The following is a 22,151-nucleotide window of genomic DNA, read 5'->3' as shown; positions in this document are numbered from 1 at the left end:
ACATCTGCTCCTAAATCTTCGATATATTTCTTCATTTTAGCAGCTGTCTGAAGGAAACGTTGTCCTTTCTCTCCGCCTCCAGCTTCATTCGTCATCATCATCGGGCTATGTGACATCGCGACACCTGCGATAATTTTAGCCATTGGTTCCACTCCTTTTAAGAATTATTAAGAGATTAGTAGTTTCTTAGGTGCATTATGAATCTGCTTTTTCCATATAATTGAAAGTTTTCCCTTTAAGAATGGAGGATTTTCTGCTGTACATTGGACTCCCTCATGGAAAACAGTTACTTCTGTTTGAACAGAAAAGCCCTCGTTTCTTAGTGTCACAGCATATCTGCCAGGACCAGGGAGAGTATAGTACGGGTACAGTATAAATGCCTCTCCATCCCACTCGCACTCTGTTTCATAAAAGCGTCCAAGCAAATCAGGCAGCTCTGCCACCTTGCCGTTCAACAGCCGTTCACGAATACAAGTAGAACTGATTTTCTCGCCCCACAGTTCAACTTTTTCAACCTTTGTCACATCAATTCGGCCGCCAGAGTCTTGATTCAAGCGATCAAGATTCCCAGCCCCTCGGCTGCCGTAGGAAAAATCAAATCCTGCAACAGCATGAACAACACCTAGTCCATTCAAGTATTGAGAAACAAACTGTTCAGGCGAAAGGGCAGCAAACTCTATATCAAATTCAACAATATAAAACGTATCGACACCCATTTTCCGAAGCTTTTCTTCTTTTACTGCAAGCGGCATTAACGTGTGAACATGAACGTTACCATTTGAGATGACGGTTTTCGGATGAGGAAAAAAACTCATTACTGCTAATTCTGCCTTCTTCGCTTTTGCTTTCTGATAAGCAGTATGGATGACGGTACAATGACCATGATGGAGACCGTCGAAACATCCAAGTGCCATCACATTTGGCTTCGCCCTTTTCTGCCATTCTGCCAAATTACTACGGTTTATATGAATTGTTTCCATATCGGTCTCCTCTCAAGTCTTTTAGACTGTTACAGCTTTTTCTTCCGTTAATGAACGATACTTTCCGCTATAAAATACAAGTGGTTCAGCGTCTTCGAGATGAATATCGGTTACTTTTCCGATAAACAAGGTATGATCCCCTTCTACATGCTCAGCTGATACTTCACAGGCAATTTGTGCGACCGCTCCCGCTAAAACTGGTTTTCCATCCAAGCGGTCGAAGGTAACTTCTTTATGTTCCTTCAATTGTCCTGCGAAAATCATTGATAGCTCCTGCTGGTCAGCAGCTAAAATATTAACAGTGAAAATCTTGCTTTCTTTTATTTTGTTCAAGATTTTTGCTTTTTCCCCTATTGAAACTACTACGAGCTTTGGATCAAGTGACACGGACATGAAAGCATTGGCTGTCATTCCATGAACGTCCCCCTCAACCTCTGTTGCTATTACAGTCACACCAGTTGCAAATTTACCCATTGCAGTACGAAATTTACGGTCATCCATTTATAATCCTCCTGTTATGAATATTTATATTTTTCTATTCTTCATACTCTTTGGAATGAAGTTATCCCCTAACGCCTCCATCAAAACCAAACAATTCCTTTCCATATGCGGCGACTGCATCTTCATATAAAGAAGTTTTGTGTGTAGCAACGGCAATAATATCCCGTAAGAATAATTCCATTGCACCGCCTTTATAAAGAGCCCCGCCACCTAGTGTTAATAGCGACCTTACAGCAATATCGGTACAAATTTTGATTGCTTTTGTCCGAATCGAAAAGAATTCAGAAGGCGGTGTCACACAGCCGTCTTTTTCATAGTTTTCTAGAAGATCAATATATTTATCGAGTAAAGCTTCTGCCATATGGAAATCAGTCGTCATTTCTGCTAATACCCGTTGACTTCTTGGCGACTCGCTTTCTCTTACACCATCCATCAAGCGCACACGTTTTTCGGTTTGGGCTTTAAATTCCTTAAGAATCCGCTCTGCCCCCCCAAGTGCCATGTAACCGAATCCAAGATAGAAGGAAGGAAAGAATGGTACATGGTAAAACGGGTAATCTGTGTCATACTCTTCTACTGGCGGTCTTCTAGTAAGTTCTGCCTGGTCTAGTCGTAAAATCCGTTCCATCGGGACATATACATCTTCCGCAAAAATTTGGTTACTTCCTGACCCTCTCAGCCCAAATGTATCCCAATTATTTACCACTTCTACTTCTGAAACCTTTAACATCGGCAAGCAATATACTGGTTTAGGACTGTCAGGGAATTGGATCATAACCCCAACACCGACCCAGTCGCTAAAATTGACACCGCTGACAAAGCTCCACTTACCGCTAATGCGATACCCATCGCCATCCCGTTCTGCTTTACCTAATGCAGCAAAGATATCACAGATTAATCCGCCTTGATTGACAATTTCGTCCGCTCCCTTTTCTGGCAGGAAAGCTGGAAGCATATTGTGAAGCGGATATAGATAGGTCAGCCACGCAGCTGAAATATTGTAGTTTGCTACCTTACGAACAACCTTCGCAAACGTTTTCAAATCTGCCTGCGGTCCGCCATATTTCTTCGGAAGCATCATCCGTGAAATTTGCGTTTCTTTAATGATATCCACCACATTTTGTGAAATACTTGCATTTTTTTCTGCTTCCTGGGCTTCTTCCTCGGCTAATTTTCCAATTCGTTCCGCTCCAGCTAACAATTGATCAATCGATACATTTTCTTCTTTAACTACAAAAGTTGCCATTGTTTACACCCCTTCTGATAGGTTCATATTTTTGAAAAATAAATTTTATGGACCATTGTCCTTTGGTCAGAAATTTGACATCGCTTACATTAGTGCTTTTCCGGTTGTTACTATTAACACCTTATAAATAAAGTTTAAAGAATTCATAATTTTCCTACTAGAGCAAAAACTGCTCATGTTTTTTTCATTCATAGACATTTTTTGTTCATTAAAAAATAAGAAAGACCATTCAGTTTAAGCTGAATGGTCTTTTTTATTCGATGGTTAGTTCCCCAATCGCGATTAATGACTTGATAATTAATAATAATTGATGGGCTTCGTTTGAATCTCTCAGGTCTTTTTCCAGCAGGCTTTCGATCCTGCTAACTCTATGGCGAAGTCCGCTCATAGAGAGTGACAGATCACTCATTGTTTGTTCCAATTTCCCGCCATTTAGCAAGAAACTATATAATGTTTTTAGCAGCTCAATGTTTCTTGGATCCTTCATGTTATACAAAGGTCCCAACTCTTGCTCGGCAATCATTTTAATACCGTTAATATTTTTGGAATTGATCAGGACCCCCACAATCCCTAATGAATCAAACGGTACGATTTTTTTACTCCCTGCTAACCGGAGAGCAATACTCGCTTCCTCGTAACATTTCGGTGCTTGATGAATATCAGTACCTAAATGACTTATTCCAAACTTAAAATTGCCATAAGGGTATTTTTTGATCATATAATCATGATATTCCTTGATTACATCATGGATGGAAGTATGTTTGAGCGACTCATTTGTGATCAATAAAACGATATGGCCATCGCGGTGACCAACCAATAAATTCGTTTTTCTGTCATTAAAATAGCGGAACGTCGTTTCAAATATCTGCTCCTGTAAAAGAAATTCATCCTCAATAGTAGTCTTTGTGTTCTTATATTCCATTACTGTTATATAGTAGTTTTGCTCAAGGTCTACTCCTGTATATTTACCCCGATTAACGATCTCACTGACTGGCAATCGTGACTCTAGTATTTGTTCTAGAAAATTCCCTTTCATTCTTTCAAACGATTCAAACTTCGTCTTCTCATTTAATAGAATCAGAGACGCAGCATTGGCGAAACGGTCTAAAAATAAATAATCCTCCTCATGATGATCCTTCCCACTCACATATACCAAGGTACAATAACCAATTACTTCCCTTTGTAAAAGTATCGGCGTGATAAGACGTTTGTGATTGGCCGTTTTAATTAATTTTTTACTTATAGGTAAAAGCTGTTTATGATTGATGCGGCTTTCTTCCAGATAATCTTCCATTTCTGCTTTTAACACCGAATAGGTTTCTTCCGATAAACCTGAATACGTAATCGTTCGAAGGACTGAATCCTCAATGATTATTGGTATGTTAACCATGTTAAAGACAATATCAGCAATCGTTTGAAGATCACTTCCATTGATAATCTCTTCTGTTAATTTATTTTGAAAATTTGATAAACGAGTAACGACATTCTTTTGGTCTAGTAACTGGTCATAGGTATACTCTAATTCCATTACAATTGGTGTTTCATAAAAAAACTCGAGAACCTCATCTGCATCCAGCTCATTTTCCCAGTCTTTTTTCGGCTTAATGACCCATCCGCAGCCATCATCCCCTTTACCTACGCACGTGACTTCTTTAGCGAGCAGCGTTTCTCCAAAAATCGTCGACATGAAACCGCTTGCATAACCAATCAGTGTATGGCAGACGGAATGATTAGAATGTCCAAGGCGTTTTATATGCTCCTCTGCCTCATAAGAACCAAACCAGGTACCGTGAGAAAAAAAAGATTTGATCCTGCCTTGAACATCCAGTTCATAATTGGCTTCATGCTTAATCCCTCTAATATGCCCGTTTTCAATATGAAGAATCGGTCCATGTTTAATGAGATATTCTAAAGATGATTCTGTTTGCAGTGCTTCTTTGGCAGCTTTAACGCCCATTTCCCAGCCATAATGAAACAAGAATCCTTTTATTCTCTTAATTCCTATATTTTTAGCAAGCTGCTGTCTGAGTATCCCGAAAACGGACGCTGATGTTACAAGTTTACGGTCCCCTAATACGACATCCTGACTATAACTCTCTTCATAAATTGTAACGCACATGCTAACACATCCCGTTAAAGTACTATTTACAAATATTTTGGCATTCTAAAAGCAAGTCTAATTATTTTATATTAATAGAAATCTCGGAATATTTCAAAGCCTTAATTTTTACAGTTGTTCTCATCCTTCCCTTTCATTTTAATTGAAAAAAGATTATAACGATGGTTCGTTATAATCTAATCAATAGTTATTCAGCATTTACAGGTGGAGTCTGACCGCCATCAGGGATAACACCGTTTGGAGGTGCTTGGTTACGGTCAGGTCTTTGACCGCCGCCTCTCATACCTCCGCCTCCAGGGCCACCGCTGCTGACAGTTGTTACACCGGATTCATTAAGCCATGTTTCACTGTCCGAAATTGTAAATTCTACTACTTTTGTACCATCTTTGTAATCTCCATCATTGTAAAGACCATCTGCCACTTTACCTGTTGACGTTCCCCCTGAATAAAGCGTATAATTCTTATCCTTTTCGAGGCTTGGTGAACTGATAAATACGGCTTGATAATCCTTCTCCGGTGCAAAGGTTGCTACTGTGTTTCCATCGCTGTCTTCAATATGCAAGAGTGTACCTGCTGCCTGTGTATCAGGGTAGGTCATAACGATGGCATTCTGCGTTGATTGTTCTGAAATAGCCTGTAACATCCCTGCACTGCCTGCTGCAATCAAGAAACCACCCGTCATTTCGAAACTTTGATCGTAATCAAGTGAACCATTGCCACTGGTTGTTGGACCATTAACTAAAACTGTACCAGCAGTCATTTGAATCGAACCATTTGAATCGAGTCCATCACCAGCTGCATTAACGGTTACAGTTCCACCTGAGATCGACAATAAATTGTCTTCCGTTTCAGTAGATTGGAAATCCATTCCTGAACCATCATTTCCGCCGCCAACATTGATACCATCGTCACTTGCGATAACATCAATTTCACCATCGGATATACTTATCACTTTACTTTCAATTCCTTCATAGCTCTTGGTAATGTTTATTTTTCCGCCTTTCGTAAGGACAGCAGTATCTCCATGAATGCCATCATCACCTGAAGAAATGGTCATATCACCGCCTGCGATCGTGACGCTGTTGTTGCTGTGAACTCCATCATCAGAAGAATCAATCATAAAGCTTCCCCCGCCGATTGCCACATCTACCGTTGCTTTTAATCCTTTTGCACTTTCAGTTTCTGTTACTGTAGTGGTTGTGGTTTCATTGCCAGCTGGTCTCATATCATTTCCTTTAACAGCAACCGTTTCTGGACTGCCGCCACCAGAAGAAATGGTATAGTCTCCATTAGCGATTAATAAGGAGGCCTCCGCTTGCATTCCATCACTACTTGCTGTAATGTCATACGTTCCTCCCTCAAGGGCAATATTCCCTTTCGAAGTATCTTTATCATTTGATGCCTTAATTCCATCTCCACCTGCTTCTATTGTAATGTTACCTTCCTTAACGGCAACAACATCTCGTCCCATTAATCCGTCATCCACTGAATGAATCTTAATGGTACCGCCTGTGATTCTTAGTTCGTCTTTGCTTGTTATTCCATTATTATAATTTCCATGAACCGTAAGTTTTCCAGAGCCGTTAATCGTTAGGTTGTCCTTACTAAAAAGGGCTGCATTCGGCTCATCAGATGAATCTTCAAGCACATATTCTGGTCCATCCGAAAGAGTGTTTTCTGTTCCCTCAGGTAGAGAAATAATCGTTTTTCCTGCGTTTTTTACATAGATTGGGGATTGAGTAGAACGATTAATTTCTGCGCCATTTAATACTATTTTGACATTTCCTTTATCCTCAGCGTCAACCACGATTTGCCCATCATCTAATTTTCCGCTGATGACATAGACTCCTGCCGCTCTTATCGTAACTACATTATTAGAAACGAACACTGCACCTGCACCATCAAAGCTGGCGCTTGTCCCATTTAATTCAATATACGTTGGATTTTCATTTTCCCAGTTAGTGTAAAAATCGTCATCGCTATAGGAAACCGTTTCACCTATAACTGCGCTAACCTCCTTATCTCCAATTGTACTTAACTTCTCCGTGTTTACAGCTGCAACCGTACTAGATTCGTTCATCGAATCAGTATTCTGACTGCAGGAAAACAAAAGGGTTGAGCATACTATGATAGAACCTGCTTTTAAAAACATTGATTTTTTCCTCATTATATTGTCTCCTTTTTCATTTCTAACAAATCCAGGGATTTGGTATCTCACTAACATGGATTCATTTTAAAAAGGAAACCTTAAACAAACCTTAACAAAAGAGCCCCTTAATGGATGGAATTAAATAAATTACTATACATACATAAATTTATTTTTAAAGGAAATGATGGAAATAGGTATCCGTAATTGGAGGTCAGATGATGGAAATTGATAAGAAAGTAATGATTACTTCTGCAGAATTTGCTCAGCTTTGGGCTCAATACATGAATGACAGCGGCAGCGCTTGTGTCCTTACCTATTTTTTAGAAAAGGCGGAGGACCCCGAAATCAAACCAGTCATTGAATTTGCCTTAAACTTATCGAAGAAACATATTGAAAAACTAACGGTCTTTTTTAATGAAGAGGATTATCCGGTCCCTTATGGTTTTAAAGTAGAGGAGGATGTTGATTTAACGGCTCCGAAGTTGTATACGGACAGTTATGTTCTTCAATTTATCAACCAAATGGCAAAGATTGGTCTTACCACCTATTCAGCCAGTGTCGCTTCATCCGTACGATCCGACATTACTGATTATTATATGGAATGTGTTTCTGAAACCATGCAATTGTACAAAGTTTCGAAGGATTTATTATTGGAAAAAGGTCTGTATGTAAGGTCTCCTCATGTATCAATGGAGAAGGTGGAATTTGTCAATAAGCAAGCCTTTCTTTTCGATGTTATCGGTGAAAAAAGACCATTAATTGTCGCAGAAGTAGGCAATCTATATGCAAACGTCCAGCGAAACATTTTAGGGGTGGCTACATTAATGGGATTTAGCCAGGTCGCAAGGGACAAAGAAGTTATCCAATTTTTGCTAAGAGGGATCGACATTGGTAAGAAACATATAAAATTGTTTGGGAAAAAATTAGAGGAATGTAACCTCCCCGTTCCGGCCAGCTTATCTGCTGAAGTGACAACAAGCACATCGTATACATTTTCCGATAAATTGATCATGTTCTTTACGGCCGGGTTAATTGGCTTAAGCATTGGTTATTACGGTACGGGTGTGGCACAAAGCCCTCGGATGGATTTGGGGGTCATGTATAACAGATTATCATTAGAAATTCAATTGTATTCAGAAGATGGCGCTAATATCATGATCAATAATAAATGGATGGAACAACCTCCGATGGCTGCAGATCGTGGTGAGTTAGGTACCGAAAAAACGTAAATTAATATGTAAAATGGCCGGTCAAGTAACCGGCCTTGGTTGTGTTTATCTAAGTATTTACCACATTATTGTTGTAGTTGGCTGTCTCGGTCCATCTTTCCCTTTGCCAGACTGCTGGTTTCAATATATTTGTATTCTTCCTCTAGGTCACTTAAGGTCCATTCATACAGATGTCGATCTTCTTTTTTGAACACACCCACTTTAAGCAGTTTATCTATAAGAAATTGCCTTCTTTGCTGGACTGCGGTTCGAAGAATGTTCTTCATACCATGTCACCTCCAGGTTTTTTAATGCTCCTTAGTTACCTATCCGATTGTAAACTTTTCCTTGGCGGGTGTGTGTCGATTTTTAGCATTTTTACCTACTCTTAAAGCAAACTTCATCTTAATTTAATAAAAGAAAATAAACTGTATTTTTATTAATGGTCTACGGTATGAGCAAATTTTGTTAAAAGACAAAGATAAGCCCGCCTAAGTTATTAGGTGGGCTTATCCAGTTAAACTCCGCGCTTATTTCCCCAAAGCAGGGCATGTAATTGAGGCAGTACTCTAACATTATTCAATTGGTTGTCTTCAACTGCACTATTTACCAGCCACTCATATTTGAGGAGAAGTTTTTGAATAAGTTCTTGATTATTAGCATTCGTGATATCATCATTTCCAACCTGGAGATAGAACGGAATGCCTTCGTATCTTTTATGAACCATTTTCGCATATTCTAGATCGTCTTCATCGAATATAACGACTTTTAAACTTACATTATTTTCAAACTGATTTTCGTCTAGGTTAATAAAAATAGAATCTAAAATTTCAAAATTGGTTTCCATTTTTGAGCTTGGTGGTTTTGGAGAGACGGTGAGTTCATCAATGTTTAAGAACCAATCCTGCCATCTGCTTCCCTGCGTTTCAATTCCAATATTAATCTCGTTTTCTTTTAATAAATCAATTAAAGAATCTAGGTTTTTTAATAGCGCAGGATTCCCCCCTGAGATGGTAACAAAGGAGAAATTATCCCCGCCAAGGGCCTTTAATTCTGTCCAAATTTCTTCTGCGGTCATCTGTCTGATATCATCTTTGGCGCTGCCGTCCCACGTAAAGGCTGAATCACACCAGCTGCAGGAGTAATCACAGCCGGCTGTTCGAACAAACATTGTTTTTTGTCCAACGACCATACCTTCACCTTGGATAGTGGGGCCAAAAATCTCTAGTACGGGAATTCTCTTCATTCCTCCATCCACTCCCTTCTCGCTTCCGCATAGCTCGTAGGCGTTTCAAAGAGACGGACAAATTCAACTCTAGCTCCAATGTAATGATCCTTGTTTTCTTCTTTGGCTAATGCTTCTTTCATTTTTTCATAAATCCAAACTACGATATTTTCAGCCGTTGTATTCATTGGCGGAAGGGTTTCATTTAAATAACGGTGATCAAGGTAAATTTCAATTTCATTTTTCCATATCTCCTTGATATCGCCAAAATCCATCATTAACCCTCTTTCATCCACGTAGCCGCTGATACCGAAAACTACTTTATAAGTGTGACCGTGAAGGTTCTTACATTTACCTTCATAGCAGTGTAAGTGATGGGCTGCGTCAAAAGTAAATTCTTTACTGACTAATACGCGCTTATTATGATACTTGAGTTCTTTTCGCTGGATATCTTCATCAATTATTTGTAGTTTATCGACGATTCTAAAGCCGTACATGTCTTAAAACCTCCCACTTAGAAAGTCATCGAGTCCGCGTTTTCTTAACACACATGCGGGACATTCCCCGCAGCCGTCAGAAATGACACCATTGTAGCAGGTTAATGTTTTTTCACGTACAAATGTGAATGCATCTAATTCATCCGCTAATGCCCAAGTTTCCGCTTTATTAAGCCACATTAACGGGGTATGGATGACAAAGTTCTCGTCCATAGAAAGATTCAAGGTAACATTTAGTGATTTGACAAAAATATCGCGGCAATCCGGATAGCCGCTGAAATCTGTTTCACAAACTCCTGTCACTAAGTGCTTCGCACCAACCTGACGGGCTAACACTCCGGCAAAAGTCAGGAACAATAAGTTTCTTCCTGGAACAAACGTTGATGGAAGTTCACCCTCTTCTCCGTCTTTGACTTCAATATCTGAGCGTGTTAACGCATTGGGTGCGAGCTGGTTCAATAAAGACATATCTAATATGTGGTGTCTTACACCGAGTTTATTGGCTATATTTTTGGCACATTCAATTTCTAAGCTATGCCGTTGATTGTAGTCGAATGTGACGGCTTCCACCTCTTTAAATTGTTGTAATGCCCAAAATAAACAAGTAGTGCTGTCCTGCCCGCCGCTAAATACGACAATGGCTTTTTCATCTTTTAACATGTTTAAGGAAACTCCTTCCAAAATAGAAAAAGCAGTACCCCAAGATAGAAGTACCGCTTCATCTTAGTTTTTTTAACGAGGGGTGCTAGAACCTCTATTATTTTCTGTTTGTATGATACCATAATAAAAGTAAAAGGTTAATCTTTTAAATATTGGGATTATTTTTGGTCCAAAATTTTTCAATTGACGTTTGGCTGAGTGTCCTTTATCATATGAGGAAGATAATACCCGTACTTACACGGGAGAGGTTCATAGCTGATACCCTCTATAAAAAACTATGGATACATGACTCTATGCCATGTCCATACCGGACATGGCTTTTTGTTTTTATCATATTAGTTGTTATAGAATGATTGCTTGGGCTCTCTGGAATATACATTTTGACTTGGAGGTTTTTTTATGTCAGGCCGCAGCCACGAAGAAGGATTAAAAGATTTAACACTACTAGGAAATCAAAATACACAATACTCATTTGAATATGCTCCAGAGGTTTTGGAGGCAGTCGATAATCTACACCCAGAGCGTGATTATTTCGTAAAATTTAATTGCCCGGAATTCACTAGTCTGTGTCCGCTTACCCATCAGCCCGATTTTGCAACGATGTATATTTCATACATTCCCAATAAGAAAATAGTAGAAAGTAAATCTCTAAAACTCTATTTATTCAGCTTCAGAAATCATGGTGATTTCCATGAAGATTGCGTTAATATCATTATGAACGATTTAATTAAGCTTTTGGATCCCCGCTATATTGAGGTTTGGGGTAAGTTTACGCCACGCGGCGGCATTTCCATTGATCCATGGTGCAACTATGGCAAGCCAGGTACCAAATTCGAAGAGATGGCAGCTTTCCGTTTGATGAACCATGACCTTTACCCAGAAAAAGTCGATAATCGTTAATGAAAACTTTTTTTAACAAAAATAAAATAGTCTTGTAAACCTGTAACATTTTCCATGTGATACATTAGTTTAGTAGATACTAGACGAATGTAGAATGAGTTGATTTTATGTTAAATGTTAAAGAGGTTACGGAACAGCTTCGAGCTGAGGGGATTACAGATAGTGAACAGGTTGTTATTCGCTGGATTCTCGATGGAAAAATTAAAGCTAGAAGAACGAAGCACCTTAATCTTGAATACTCCGTAACTCCCGTTGATTTAGCGTCGTTTATTCTAGAAAAGAAGATTGAAAACAAAACGAGGCAATTTGGAGTAGATTTTCACGATTGGGAAAAAACGTTTCGTGACAATCAAAAATTAAGAGAAGAAATGGATCAGTTAAAAACCACCATTCGGATCGAACAAGCAAAAAATCGTTCACTTAAAAGAATGTTAAAAGCTGAATATGCTCTTTCTGACACTCCGCCTCTGACTTTAACCTCTTTATTAGGCTTAGAGCCTGGGGCTGATAGTGATACTATCAAAAAAGAATACAAGAAACTATTAAAAGCCCTTCATCCCGATCGAGGCGGCGATGACCGGCTCTTTAGAGTATTTTATGAACACTATGACAAAGTAAAGGATTCAGCCAAAAGCTGAATCCCTTTTTTTTATAATACTTGATCCCCTTTTACCCCATTAATAGAATAACTTGCAACGATGTTAGCACTTAATGAATGGGATACGGAGCAGTATTTGTCTTTTGACAATTGGATTGCACGAACGACTTTGTCTTCTGGCAGATCCCCTTCTACTGAATAGTGAATATGAAAATCTGTAAATTTCTTCGGTTCTGTATCCGCACGTGTTCCCTCTACTTCCATGGCAAAACCCGTTAATTCTAAACGCATCTTCTTCAAAATCATCACGATATCAATTCCTGTACAGCCTGCTAGTGAATAAAGGAGCAGCTCTGTTGGTCTCGGACCGCTATTTTGACCTCCAACCTCTGGTGCAGCATCCATCCTTAATTCATGTCCTGACGGTGTCGTACCCGTAAAAGCCATATCTCCTGTCCATGTAATCGTTGATTTCATTTCTACCATCCCTTCCTTTATGTAATACCACCCTTATTTTACCTTAAAAAAAGGTTTTGAACCCATAATTGAGTCCAAAACCTTTCGTATTACTTCAATAATGACATGTCGATTAAGCCTTTGATATCACTGCTTGGAATATATCCAGCTTCTTTGCTGATATCTGCCATTTCCTGAATGACTTTTTCGTTAACGTCTGTTGTGACCGCTAAACGAGAGAATGCTGCATCTACTTCGTCTTTATTTAATTCTTTCCCTGTAAGATCTTTTAAATGTTTGATAACAATTTCTTTACTCTCTTCTGGGTTGTCTTGAATGAATTGTACTGACTTTTTGTGTGCATCAAGATACTTCTGTGATAGGTCTTTGTTTTTCAAGAAGTCTGCTCTAGCAGCAACTACTGTATTGGTAGATTCCTTCCCCCATGCAAATTCATCCCAGTCTAAAAGGAGTTTTCCATTTGCTTGGTTTTCAAGTACATATCCCCAAGGCTCTTGTGTTGCAGCTGCATCTACTTGTTTTTGAACAAATAAAGATGCTGTATCAGCAGGGGCTGCAGCAAATAAATCTACTGTACCGCCGCTTGTTTTCGCTTTTAAATCTGCTTCTTTTAGCGCTTTACGTAACATAACATCCTGTGTACTTCCAATTACCGGAATCGCTACTTTTTTTCCATCTAAATCTTCTAATTTTTCCACTCCGCTGCCTTCTGCAGCTACAAGAACCGCTCCGCCATTTACCGCACCTGAGATGAGGTGGTACTCTTTGTTTTTCACATAAAAGTTAAGTAATGGACCAGGTCCTACTGTACCAACGTCAATTGCTTTGGTAGCCATAGCTTCCATAAATAGTCCGCCATTTGCAACTGTTTTCGTTTCAATTGTAACATCCTTACCGAAAGCATCTTCAAAATAGCCTTTTTCCAGTGCAACAATTGTTGCGATATGAGTTAAGTTTGGAAAATATCCAATCTTAACAGTTTTTACCTCTTCACCTTCGCCTCCACCTTCGTTTGAAGATTGCGCACAGCCGCTTAGCAGACCGATAAATAATATGGTGATAAATAAATACAGCATAGATTTTTTCAACATTTTTTTCTCTCCTGGCCATATAAGTATTTTATTAAGCTCTTTTTCTAATACCCCATTTTACTTCTACATTGCGTTCAAGTCTTGAAAAAACAACATTATCGACAATTGTCCCGATAATCGCAATGATAATCATGACAGAAATAACTAAATCCATTTGACCGAGTGAACGACCCATCTCGAGCAGCTGACCAAGTCCTCCTCCGCCTCCAAGCAGTTCACCTGCCATTAACGCGCGCCATGAAAATGCCCATGCAATCCGCAGCCCTGAAATGATTTGTGGTACAGATGCTGGAAGGATCACAGTGCGCAGGAAGTGAAAACCACTTGAACCATACACCTTGGCAACCCGCTGGTAAAGCTGTGGGACATTCTTGAATCCGCTGGTTGCGTTAACCGTCATGGTCCACGTGGCACCGATTGTAACAATAAACAAGATCGAAAAGTCATTTAAACCAAACCAAATAATCGCCAGCGGGAACCAGACAATACTTGGAATCGATTGAAGAGCCGTTACGACAAAACCAAGTGTATCTTCGACCAGTTTATATCGCCAGATGAAGTACCCTAATATCAATCCGACGACGATTGCAATCGTAAATCCAAGTAGGATACGCCCCATACTTTTACCGATTGCCAGTGTAATTTGACCACTCATTAAGCCGTTAAAAAGCGTTTCGAGCACTTGAGTCAGGCTAGGAAACATAAAATCTGGAAGGCTGGAAAATCTAGATGTGACTTCCCATATCACCGCTATCGCCGCGATGAAGATGATCCGTCTTAAAGCTGTAGTCATCACCGATTTCCTCCTTCAATACTTTTTCGATTTCTTCTTGCAAGATAGACAAGATTCGTTGTTCGGTATTTAACGTCACACTATCAGGTGTAACCCCATCTTTCATGGTTGGAACAGGAATGATTTCCTTGATCCTTCCTGGACGTGTGGCAAAAACAACGACTTCTTCTGAAAGGAGAACCGCTTCCCTAATATTGTGAGTAATAAAGAAGATGGTAACTTTCGTCTTCCTCCAGATTTCTAGCAGCTCTTTATGCAGTACCATTCTCGTTTGTTCATCTAGAGCTGAAAAAGGCTCATCCATTAGCAGGATGTCAGGTTCCATGACTAACGCTCTAGCGATTGAAACCCGCTGCTTCATTCCTCCAGATAATTCGTGAGGATAGGAATTTACATATTTACTGAGGTGAACCATTTTTAATACATCAAGCGCCTTCGCTTTTGCCTCTTCTTTTGGCATTTTTTTTAGCATCAGCCCATATGTTACATTTTCTAAAACAGTCAGCCAAGGAAATAAACCTGCTTCCTGGAAAACTACTACTCTTTCGGGACCAGGTTTTGATACCAAGTCTCCATCGACGCGGATTTCGCCGCTATCTGCTTTATCAAGTCCTGCAACAAGGTATAGCAATGTAGACTTTCCACATCCTGATGGTCCAACGATTGAAACAAAGCTTCCCTTTTTAACATTCAAATTTATTCCATCAAGTACTTTCACTTTTTCTTTTCTATCATTTACAAAACTTTTCTGAATATCTTCAATCGTTAAGTACATTATATTTCACCTCTTCTTAATACCCAGTAAAACCATTGGTTTTATTATATTACAAACATTGCTTAAGTCAACTATTATTCTTTCATTCTGAAAACTTTTCTATTTATTCTTTTTCTATTTCTTTTTATATTAACTGAATTTTCTTTAAATATTTTTCTACAATTGCCTAGCAATCCTGATGGATTCCCGTCGTTATTTGGTAGAACGCTGCTATTTCTAATAGAATCTGGTGATTCATGTAGACAAGTTTTTTACAGTCATGGCAGGAGAAACACCCCTCTACCTCAAACTATTTAAGTAGAACGAAAAGCTAGTCTAACGAATAAGTTGAAAGGTGGTCATTGCTATGAGCCAAGATATTACCCTACAACAAATCGCTGAAGGAGTTCCAAAGACACTTTTGTATGCGTCTGATAGAGACATTGAAGGATTCCAAAAAATCATCGAAGAAACAATAAAACTAAGAGAAGCACATAGAAACCTGCAGAAAATGGTAAAAAGTTTTTCTACCTCTACGATCCAGCGTACGTAAGAATTTTAGCCAAAAAAAAGACCCATCTTGGTCAAATGGGTGGGTCTAAACATACCTTTATTAGCATACATATTAACTTAGAAGAATCTATTACTCTTATAAGGAAGTAATAGTTTGTACGGTCTCACTATTAATTTTTGCAAGTTCTGGATAAAGGTTAAAAGTTCTTCTCGAAATAAAGGAAATTTAGACCGTCCTTGCATGGCTGTTAACCTTCTATAGTCATTGAGCAATCTGTCTAGTTCCTGGCTGCATACTACCGTTTCTTCACTAGACAGGCCTTTTGCCATCCCTATTTCTATCATCTCAGCTCTCTTCTCATTTATTGCCTCTTCTAAATCTACTATCCTCATTACAAAATACACCTCTGAAAAAAATAAATTACCCAGATGCTTTAATCTTTTAATGTCATGAAATGAATTATAGCATTTTTTTTAATCTATTAAATCGTTTCGATAAAACAAGTTAAAAAGTGACAAAACTAGACGTTATTTAAAATTTCTGAACATTTACACATAAAAAAAAGAGACAGGATTTCTGTCTCTTTTCAGATATTAAGCATGAAAATTTGTGCCATCTGTCGTAGCTTGGACAATTCCTGCACGAATAACAAAATCACCGAAGTGCTCGTCTTGCTCACGTTCTTTCGCATAACGGGAAAGAACGACACGCAGTTCACTCAAAATATCTTCTTCACCAATGTTTTCTCGGTACATTTTACTTAAACGGCTGCCGTCATGTGCGGCTCCTAAGTACATATTGTATTTGCCGGGTGCCTTGCCGATAAAGCCAATTTCCCCTAGCGCATGACGCGCACAGCCGTTCGGGCATCCTGTCATACGAATGGTTATTTCTTTATCTCGAAGACCGTTTTCGTCCACAATACCTTCAATTTTGTCGATTAGACGCGGCAAATAACGTTCTGCTTCTGCCATTGCTAAACCGCATGTTGGCAGAGCAACACAGGCAATAGAGCTGCGGCGGAGTGCTGAAATATGCTCACCATCCGTTAAACCATATAGTTCAATCAATTCACTAATTTTCTTCTTATTCTGGGCTGATACATTGGCAATGATAATATTCTGATTAGACGTCAGACGGATATCACCTGTATGTATCTTGGCAATTTCCCTTAATCCTGTCTTCAGCTTATAATCATCAAAATCTGCCACACGTCCGCCTTCAACAAACAGTGTTAAATTCCATTTTCCACCAATGCCCTTCACCCAGCCATAACGATCGCCATTGTTATCAAAATGATAAGGCTTTGCTTCATCAAGACTCCAGCCAAGGCGCTCTTCTAGCTCTTCCTTAACTGTCTCAAGGCCTAATCGGTCGACAGTATACTTGAAACGTGCGTTTTTACGTTCTGAGCGGTTTCCATAATCACGTTGAATCGTAATAACCTTTTCTGCCACATCATAGATTTGCTCTGGTTTAACGAAGCCTATTACCTTGGCAAGCTGCGGGTAGGTCTCTTTGTCTCCATGAGACATACCCATTCCGCCGCCAATGGCCACGTTAAAGCCGACAAGCTTTTCGTCTTCAACAATCGCAATTAAACCGAGATCCTGTGAGAAAACGTCAATATCATTAGATGGTGGCACCGCGATACCGATCTTAAATTTACGCGGCAGATAAAGCGGTCCGTACATTGGTTCTTCTTCTACATCCGGTGTTCCAGCGACTTTTTCTTCATCAAGCCAAATTTCATGATAAGCTCTTGTCCGCGGCAATAGGTCATTACTTAATTTTTTCGACCATTCGTACACTTCAGCGTGAACCTCAGACTGATAAGGATTCGAGGCACACATCACATTACGGTTCACATCTCCGCAAGCTGCAATGGTGTCTAGAAGGGCAGCATGAATTTCCTGAATGGTGCTTTTCATATTCCATTTCAAAATTCCATGCATTTGGAATGTTTCACGCGTTGTTAGTTTTAACGTACCATTGCCATATTTTTCTGCTAAGTCATCCATAACAAGCCACTGCTCGGGAGTAGCGACACCACCTGGCATACGAACACGGAGCATAAACTGGTAAGCAGGCTCTAACTTTTGCTTTTGCCGCTCGTTGCGGAGGTCACGGTCATCCTGCAAGTAGCTGCCATGGTGCTTCATTAGGCGGTTATCATCGTCTGGAATTCCTGCACTGATTCTGTCGAGCATAACTTCTTTCAGTGTTCCGCGTAAATAGTTACTTTCTCTTTTTATACGCTCTACATCACTTGGCGCGCCTTCAGGTGCCTTTAATTTTTGCTTCACCATTTAAGAAAAATCTCCTTCCACTACTGTATCAATATACATCGCGCTGGTATCGTTTTTGCTGCTGCATATCTGCTAAGTAGGCTTCTGCCTCTTCTCGGCTCAAGCTTCCTTCTTTTTCGATTATTTCAATAAGGGTTTGATGGACATCGTGTGCCATATGTTTCTCATCACCGCAAATGTATACTGCAGCACCTTCTTGAAGCCACTGGAACACTTCTTTGCTTTGTTCAAGCATACGGTGCTGAACATAAACTTTTTCAGCTGTATCACGTGAAAAAGCAACATCCATTCTAGTTAATACACCGTCTTTTAACCATTTTTGCCATTCTGTTTGATATAGGAAATCTGTCACAAAATGCTGGTCTCCAAAGAACATCCAAGACTTACCTTCTGCCCCAGTTTCCTCGCGCTCTTGCATAAAGGAGCGGAATGGAGCTACACCTGTACCAGGTCCAACCATAATGATTGGGGTATCAGGATTCGCTGGGAGCTTAAAGTTTTCGTTGTGTTGAATGTAGATTGGTACAGTGTCTCCCGGCTGTAATCGTTCTGCGGTAAAAATAGAGCAGACACCTTTACGGTCACGGCCGTGCGCATTGTAACGGACAGCACCTATCGTTAAATGAACTTCATCTGGATTTGCATTTAAGCTGCTTGCAATCGAATAGAGTCGTGCAGGCATTTTTCTAAGAACCGAAACAAACTCTTGAGGAGAGCTGTTCACCGGTCCAAACTCGCGAACCACATCTAGTAAATCATGCCCATCAAGATAGGATTTTACTTTTTCGCTGTCATTAAGAAGTTCCTGTAAGTCGCTGTTTGCAGTAAGTTTTGCTGCTTTTTCAAGAAGCGGTTTTGTTAATGTTGTAATCTCATAATAGGTTGTCAGCGCATCTTTTAACGAAAGAACTTCGCCTTGTTTATTTATGGTTACACTTTCTTCTGGATTCCATTTCAATTCTTCCAGAAGCAGGTCAACTAGCTCTGGATCATTTTCTGGATAGATTCCTAGACTATCCCCTGGTTCGAAGCTTAGACCCGACCCTTCCAGCGATAACTCGAGATGTCGTGTTTCTTTATTCGATCCACGGCCGTTTAAGTTGAGATTATCAAGCACTTCTGCTCTAAACGGATTGGTTCTAGAGTAGGTCGATTCAACCGTTTGGGAAGTTGCTGCCTGAGTTAGTGCAGGAATTCCACCCTTTGCTTCACCTAAGCTGCTGATGATTCCTTCAAGCCATTCTGCTGCCGGTTCATCGTAATCAAGATCACAGTCGAAACGCGGATAAAGCCGGGTACCCCCTAGTTCCTCTAAGCGGGCGTCAAATTGTTTTCCTGTTTGACAAAAGAATTCATATGAGCTGTCTCCAAGAGATAAAACTGAAAAGTTTAATTCCTCAAGCTTCGGAGCACGCTTACCATGTAAAAACTCATGGAATGTCAGGGCATTATCCGGTGGATCGCCTTCCCCATGCGTACTTACGATAATAAGTAGATTTTTTACTTTTTTAATATTGTTTGGCTTAAAATCGCTCATAGTGGAAACAGTTACTTGGAACCCTTTCCCCTCAAGTGTCGTACTGGCCTTTTTTGCTAAGCCTCGTGCATTACCTGTTTGTGAACCGTAAAGAATGGTCACTTCTTTTGAAGGTGTCCCCTCTGTGGTTCCTTGCTGGCTTGGCACTCCGAGGACTGAAGCCAATGGCGCAGAAGCTGCACCCGCAAGATACCCACTCAACCAAACTTTTTGAGATTCAGTAAAAGTAGGTAAAAGACGATTTAGGAGTTCCGCCTGCTCCTGATTAAACGGACTGTTCATTACCTGAAGTTGCAACGTTATCCACCTCACTATGGAATATAAACTTTATCATACAGTATTTTTTTAGAGGCTGTTAGATTTAAATTAGTCTTTTTAGTGACCCAGTTCTCTATTTAATAAGTTTTAGTTACCTAAATCCTTTTGGTAATCTACTCACCAACCGCACGTTCGATTACGATATCTTCGATTACGGTATGGCTGCTTAAAGCTGGAGTACACAGGATCCTTTGACCTTCTTTTTGACGGGATCGAACGATTTTGTTCAATTCTGCAAGAAGGAGGCCGGTAAATAGCATATAAGGAACGACGATAACTCGGCCTTTTGCTCCTTCCGATATCGTCTCCAATCCCTCACTTAACTTTGGTTCAGTCGCTGCTAAATAGCAAACGGATACCTTTTCAGGTCCAAGCCGCACCCCTATGCCATCTGCAATCTTAGCAAAGTTCACATGAACATCAGGGTCACTGCTGCCCACACCGACAATCAATAACCTATCAGCGGGGAGCACTTCACCTGCTGAATCCTTAATTAACTCAGCGACCGCATCCAAAATAACTTCCTGCACGCCAAATGGATTCTTTATTTTGACCGGAATAGTAGGATATTTAGCCATCAAGGGTGACAATGCTTCAGGGATATCCCGTTTAATGTGTCCCGCTGCCAAAAGAAACAGAGGAACTACATCGATTTCCGTTGCACCTTGTTCAACACATGTTTCAAAGCCTTCTTCAATCAACGGCTCTGTCAACTCAAGGAAACTAAGCTCCTGAATCGGTACATCAATTCGTGCCTTAACCTTGTCGATAAAGGCTCTAATCTCGACCGCACCTTTTTTGGAGCGAGTACCGTGGCCGATATAAAGAATTGCTTTCATACATTGTGCTCCCTTCTGCTGTTACCGGTTGGCTGCTGGAATATTTGGTACAATTTCTTCTTGAAACCAATTCAATTTTTTGTGGAGGGTTACTACCTCTCCAATCACGATCATACTTGGATTGGTAATCTGTTCTCTTTCCACCACTGCTTCAATATTCTCAAGCGTTCCGACCACGATTCTCTGGTCACTTAATGTACCCCAATGAATCAGAGCAATCGGAGTCTGTGATGATTTACCGTTTTCGATTAATTGTTTGGTAATTGTCGAAAGATGAGATACCCCCATATACACACAAATCGTATCTACACCCTTTGCCAAATGCGCCCACTGGTGTTCCGCCTCAACATCGCCAGCCTGATGTCCGGTGATGAATGCAAAGCTTTTACTTAAGGACCGATGGGTAACAGGAATTCCTGCATAAGCAGAGGCAGCGATTCCAGCCGTAATGCCTGGAACAATTTCAAACGGAACATTATGCTTCGCGCATTCCTCCGCTTCTTCGCCGCCACGTCCGAAAACAAAAGGATCTCCTCCTTTTAAGCGGACAACCTGATACCCCTTTTTGGCGTATTTCACGAGGAAATGATTAATGGTCTCCTGCTTCATTGTATGATAATGTGGAAGCTTGCCGCAATAGACAAGCTGCGCTCCCTCTTTCGCATTCTCCAAAAGTTCAGGATTTACCAGCCGATCATAGAGGATGACATCAGCTTGCTTGAGGCAGCGTAATCCTTTTACTGTAATTAAATCTGGATCTCCAGGACCCGCACCTACTAAATAAACCTTGCCAACCATTGATCAACCATCCTTTCTTATCAACTCATGTTAGAGAATGTTTTTTTCTAGGAGGTAACTTAAAATTTGGTTCACGGCCTCTTCCACTGTTAAAAGGTCAGAACGGACTGTAATCTCTGGAATTTCCGGTGCTTCATAAGGAGAATCAATCCCAGTGAAATCCTTTATTTCCCCGCGTCGAGCCTTTGCATATAACTGCTTTGGATCACGCTTTTCACACTCATTAAGAGGACAGTCAACAAAAACTTCAATAAACTCGCCTTCTTCAAAAATAGCCCGGACCTGGTCGCGGTCGGAACGGAATGGAGAGATAAATGCTGTCGTTACAACAGCACCGCTATCTACAAACAATTTGGCAACTTCGCCAATTCTTCTGATGTTCTCTGTCCGGTCATGGTCTGAAAAACCAAGATCTTTATTTAATCCATGGCGGATATTATCACCATCTAAAACATATTCATTAATACCCTGACGGTACAATGCGCTTGATACGGCGTTTGCAATCGTGGATTTACCAGAACCAGAAAGTCCTGTAAACCATAGTACACAGCTTCCATGACCATTTTGAGCATGACGGTCGGATTTTGAAACGGTACTAGCATGCCAAGTGATATTCGTTGCTTTTGTCATTTGTTTCT

The 22,151-nt window shown here is 40.2% G+C and carries 23 protein-coding genes and 1 riboswitch; of the genes, 4 read left to right on the top strand and 19 right to left on the bottom strand.

Annotated elements, in window-relative coordinates; genetic code table 11:
- Positions 1–167: 167 nt before the first annotated feature.
- The 5 genes from ACIQAA_RS31520 to ACIQAA_RS31500 all read right to left on the bottom strand — a co-directional run bounded on the left by ACIQAA_RS31520 (position 168) and on the right by ACIQAA_RS31500 (position 7,013).
- Positions 168–980: a bifunctional riboflavin kinase/FMN adenylyltransferase gene (locus ACIQAA_RS31520; protein WP_402627642.1), complete on the bottom strand. Its 813-nt coding sequence runs from the start codon at positions 978–980 to the stop codon at positions 168–170.
- Between the two features lie 21 nt (positions 981–1,001).
- Positions 1,002–1,481: a flavin reductase family protein gene (locus tag ACIQAA_RS31515; protein ID WP_402627639.1), complete on the bottom strand. Its 480-nt coding sequence runs from the start codon at positions 1,479–1,481 to the stop codon at positions 1,002–1,004.
- Between the two features lie 61 nt (positions 1,482–1,542).
- On the bottom strand, positions 1,543–2,727 hold the full coding sequence (locus ACIQAA_RS31510; protein WP_402627637.1) for an acyl-CoA dehydrogenase family protein: 1,185 nt from the start codon (positions 2,725–2,727) through the stop codon (positions 1,543–1,545).
- A gap of 253 nt (positions 2,728–2,980) precedes the next feature.
- A complete protein-coding gene (locus ACIQAA_RS31505) occupies positions 2,981–4,846 on the bottom strand; it encodes a V4R domain-containing protein (protein ID WP_402627635.1) in 1,866 nt (621 codons plus the stop codon).
- Positions 4,847–5,033: 187 nt separating this feature from the next.
- Positions 5,034–7,013, bottom strand: a complete 1,980-nt coding sequence (locus ACIQAA_RS31500; protein WP_402627633.1) for a carbohydrate-binding domain-containing protein — start codon at positions 7,011–7,013, stop codon at positions 5,034–5,036.
- A gap of 200 nt (positions 7,014–7,213) precedes the next feature.
- Here ACIQAA_RS31500 and ACIQAA_RS31495 point away from each other — a divergent pair, with 200 nt between their 5' ends.
- Positions 7,214–8,224 carry a DUF3231 family protein gene (locus ACIQAA_RS31495; RefSeq protein WP_402627630.1) on the top strand — a complete coding sequence of 337 codons (1,011 nt, stop codon included), beginning with the start codon at positions 7,214–7,216 and terminating at the stop codon, positions 8,222–8,224.
- A 65-nt stretch (positions 8,225–8,289) separates the two neighbouring features.
- Here ACIQAA_RS31495 and ACIQAA_RS31490 read toward each other — a convergent pair whose 3' ends face one another.
- The 4 genes from ACIQAA_RS31490 to queC form a co-directional block, all read right to left on the bottom strand.
- Positions 8,290–8,490, bottom strand: coding sequence for a Fur-regulated basic protein FbpA (locus tag ACIQAA_RS31490; RefSeq protein ID WP_402627628.1), 201 nt, complete (start codon positions 8,488–8,490; stop codon positions 8,290–8,292).
- A 230-nt stretch (positions 8,491–8,720) separates the two neighbouring features.
- Positions 8,721–9,449, bottom strand: coding sequence for a 7-carboxy-7-deazaguanine synthase QueE (gene queE / locus ACIQAA_RS31485; protein ID WP_402627625.1), 729 nt, complete (start codon positions 9,447–9,449; stop codon positions 8,721–8,723).
- On the bottom strand, positions 9,446–9,925 hold the full coding sequence (queD, locus tag ACIQAA_RS31480; RefSeq protein WP_402627622.1) for a 6-carboxytetrahydropterin synthase QueD: 480 nt from the start codon (positions 9,923–9,925) through the stop codon (positions 9,446–9,448). Before queD ends, queE begins: the two co-directional genes overlap by 4 nt.
- A gap of 3 nt (positions 9,926–9,928) precedes the next feature.
- Positions 9,929–10,585: a 7-cyano-7-deazaguanine synthase QueC gene (gene queC, locus ACIQAA_RS31475; protein WP_402627619.1), complete on the bottom strand. Its 657-nt coding sequence runs from the start codon at positions 10,583–10,585 to the stop codon at positions 9,929–9,931.
- Positions 10,586–10,823: 238 nt separating this feature from the next.
- Positions 10,824–10,870: riboswitch (PreQ1 riboswitch) on the top strand.
- A gap of 114 nt (positions 10,871–10,984) precedes the next feature.
- Here queC and queF point away from each other — a divergent pair.
- Both queF and ACIQAA_RS31465 read left to right on the top strand, forming a co-directional pair.
- A complete protein-coding gene (queF, locus tag ACIQAA_RS31470) occupies positions 10,985–11,485 on the top strand; it encodes a preQ(1) synthase (protein ID WP_402627617.1) in 501 nt (166 codons plus the stop codon).
- A gap of 107 nt (positions 11,486–11,592) precedes the next feature.
- Entirely contained in the window at positions 11,593–12,123 is a 531-nt protein-coding gene (locus tag ACIQAA_RS31465; RefSeq protein ID WP_402627614.1) for a J domain-containing protein, read from the top strand.
- A gap of 11 nt (positions 12,124–12,134) precedes the next feature.
- Here the strand turns inward: ACIQAA_RS31465 and ACIQAA_RS31460 are convergent, their stop codons facing one another.
- The 4 genes from ACIQAA_RS31460 to ACIQAA_RS31445 form a co-directional block, all read right to left on the bottom strand.
- Positions 12,135–12,560, bottom strand: a complete 426-nt coding sequence (locus ACIQAA_RS31460) for an OsmC family protein (RefSeq protein ID WP_402627612.1) — start codon at positions 12,558–12,560, stop codon at positions 12,135–12,137.
- A gap of 89 nt (positions 12,561–12,649) precedes the next feature.
- Positions 12,650–13,651, bottom strand: coding sequence for an aliphatic sulfonate ABC transporter substrate-binding protein (locus tag ACIQAA_RS31455; RefSeq protein ID WP_402627610.1), 1,002 nt, complete (start codon positions 13,649–13,651; stop codon positions 12,650–12,652).
- A gap of 31 nt (positions 13,652–13,682) precedes the next feature.
- Entirely contained in the window at positions 13,683–14,444 is a 762-nt protein-coding gene (locus tag ACIQAA_RS31450) for an ABC transporter permease (RefSeq protein ID WP_402627607.1), read from the bottom strand.
- Positions 14,377–15,219, bottom strand: coding sequence for an ABC transporter ATP-binding protein (locus ACIQAA_RS31445; protein ID WP_402627604.1), 843 nt, complete (start codon positions 15,217–15,219; stop codon positions 14,377–14,379). The genes ACIQAA_RS31450 and ACIQAA_RS31445 overlap by 68 nt, the downstream gene beginning before the upstream one ends.
- Positions 15,220–15,565: 346 nt before the next feature.
- Here ACIQAA_RS31445 and ACIQAA_RS31440 point away from each other — a divergent pair, with 346 nt between their 5' ends.
- Positions 15,566–15,751 carry a hypothetical protein gene (locus ACIQAA_RS31440; RefSeq protein ID WP_090759593.1) on the top strand — a complete coding sequence of 62 codons (186 nt, stop codon included), beginning with the start codon at positions 15,566–15,568 and terminating at the stop codon, positions 15,749–15,751.
- Between the two features lie 77 nt (positions 15,752–15,828).
- Here the strand turns inward: ACIQAA_RS31440 and ACIQAA_RS31435 are convergent, their stop codons facing one another.
- From ACIQAA_RS31435 to cysC, 6 genes are all read right to left on the bottom strand, one after another.
- Positions 15,829–16,104, bottom strand: coding sequence for a Spo0E family sporulation regulatory protein-aspartic acid phosphatase (locus tag ACIQAA_RS31435; RefSeq protein WP_402627601.1), 276 nt, complete (start codon positions 16,102–16,104; stop codon positions 15,829–15,831).
- Positions 16,105–16,305: 201 nt separating this feature from the next.
- Positions 16,306–18,021: an assimilatory sulfite reductase (NADPH) hemoprotein subunit gene (cysI, locus tag ACIQAA_RS31430; RefSeq protein WP_402627598.1), complete on the bottom strand. Its 1,716-nt coding sequence runs from the start codon at positions 18,019–18,021 to the stop codon at positions 16,306–16,308.
- 28 nt (positions 18,022–18,049) lie between these two features.
- A complete protein-coding gene (locus ACIQAA_RS31425; RefSeq protein WP_402627596.1) occupies positions 18,050–19,855 on the bottom strand; it encodes an assimilatory sulfite reductase (NADPH) flavoprotein subunit in 1,806 nt (601 codons plus the stop codon).
- Between the two features lie 134 nt (positions 19,856–19,989).
- Positions 19,990–20,715 carry a sirohydrochlorin chelatase gene (locus tag ACIQAA_RS31420; RefSeq protein WP_402627593.1) on the bottom strand — a complete coding sequence of 242 codons (726 nt, stop codon included), beginning with the start codon at positions 20,713–20,715 and terminating at the stop codon, positions 19,990–19,992.
- A 21-nt stretch (positions 20,716–20,736) separates the two neighbouring features.
- Complete coding sequence (cobA, locus tag ACIQAA_RS31415; protein ID WP_402627590.1) at positions 20,737–21,513, bottom strand: uroporphyrinogen-III C-methyltransferase; 777 nt, start codon at positions 21,511–21,513, stop codon at positions 20,737–20,739.
- A 30-nt stretch (positions 21,514–21,543) separates the two neighbouring features.
- Complete coding sequence (cysC, locus tag ACIQAA_RS31410; protein ID WP_402627588.1) at positions 21,544–22,143, bottom strand: adenylyl-sulfate kinase; 600 nt, start codon at positions 22,141–22,143, stop codon at positions 21,544–21,546.
- Between the last annotated feature and the right edge of the window lie 8 nt (positions 22,144–22,151).

The organism is Neobacillus sp. NPDC093182 (assembly GCF_044754045.1).
The sequence above is the reverse complement of the archived record's forward strand: the minus strand, read 5'-3'. Positions and strand labels throughout refer to the sequence as shown.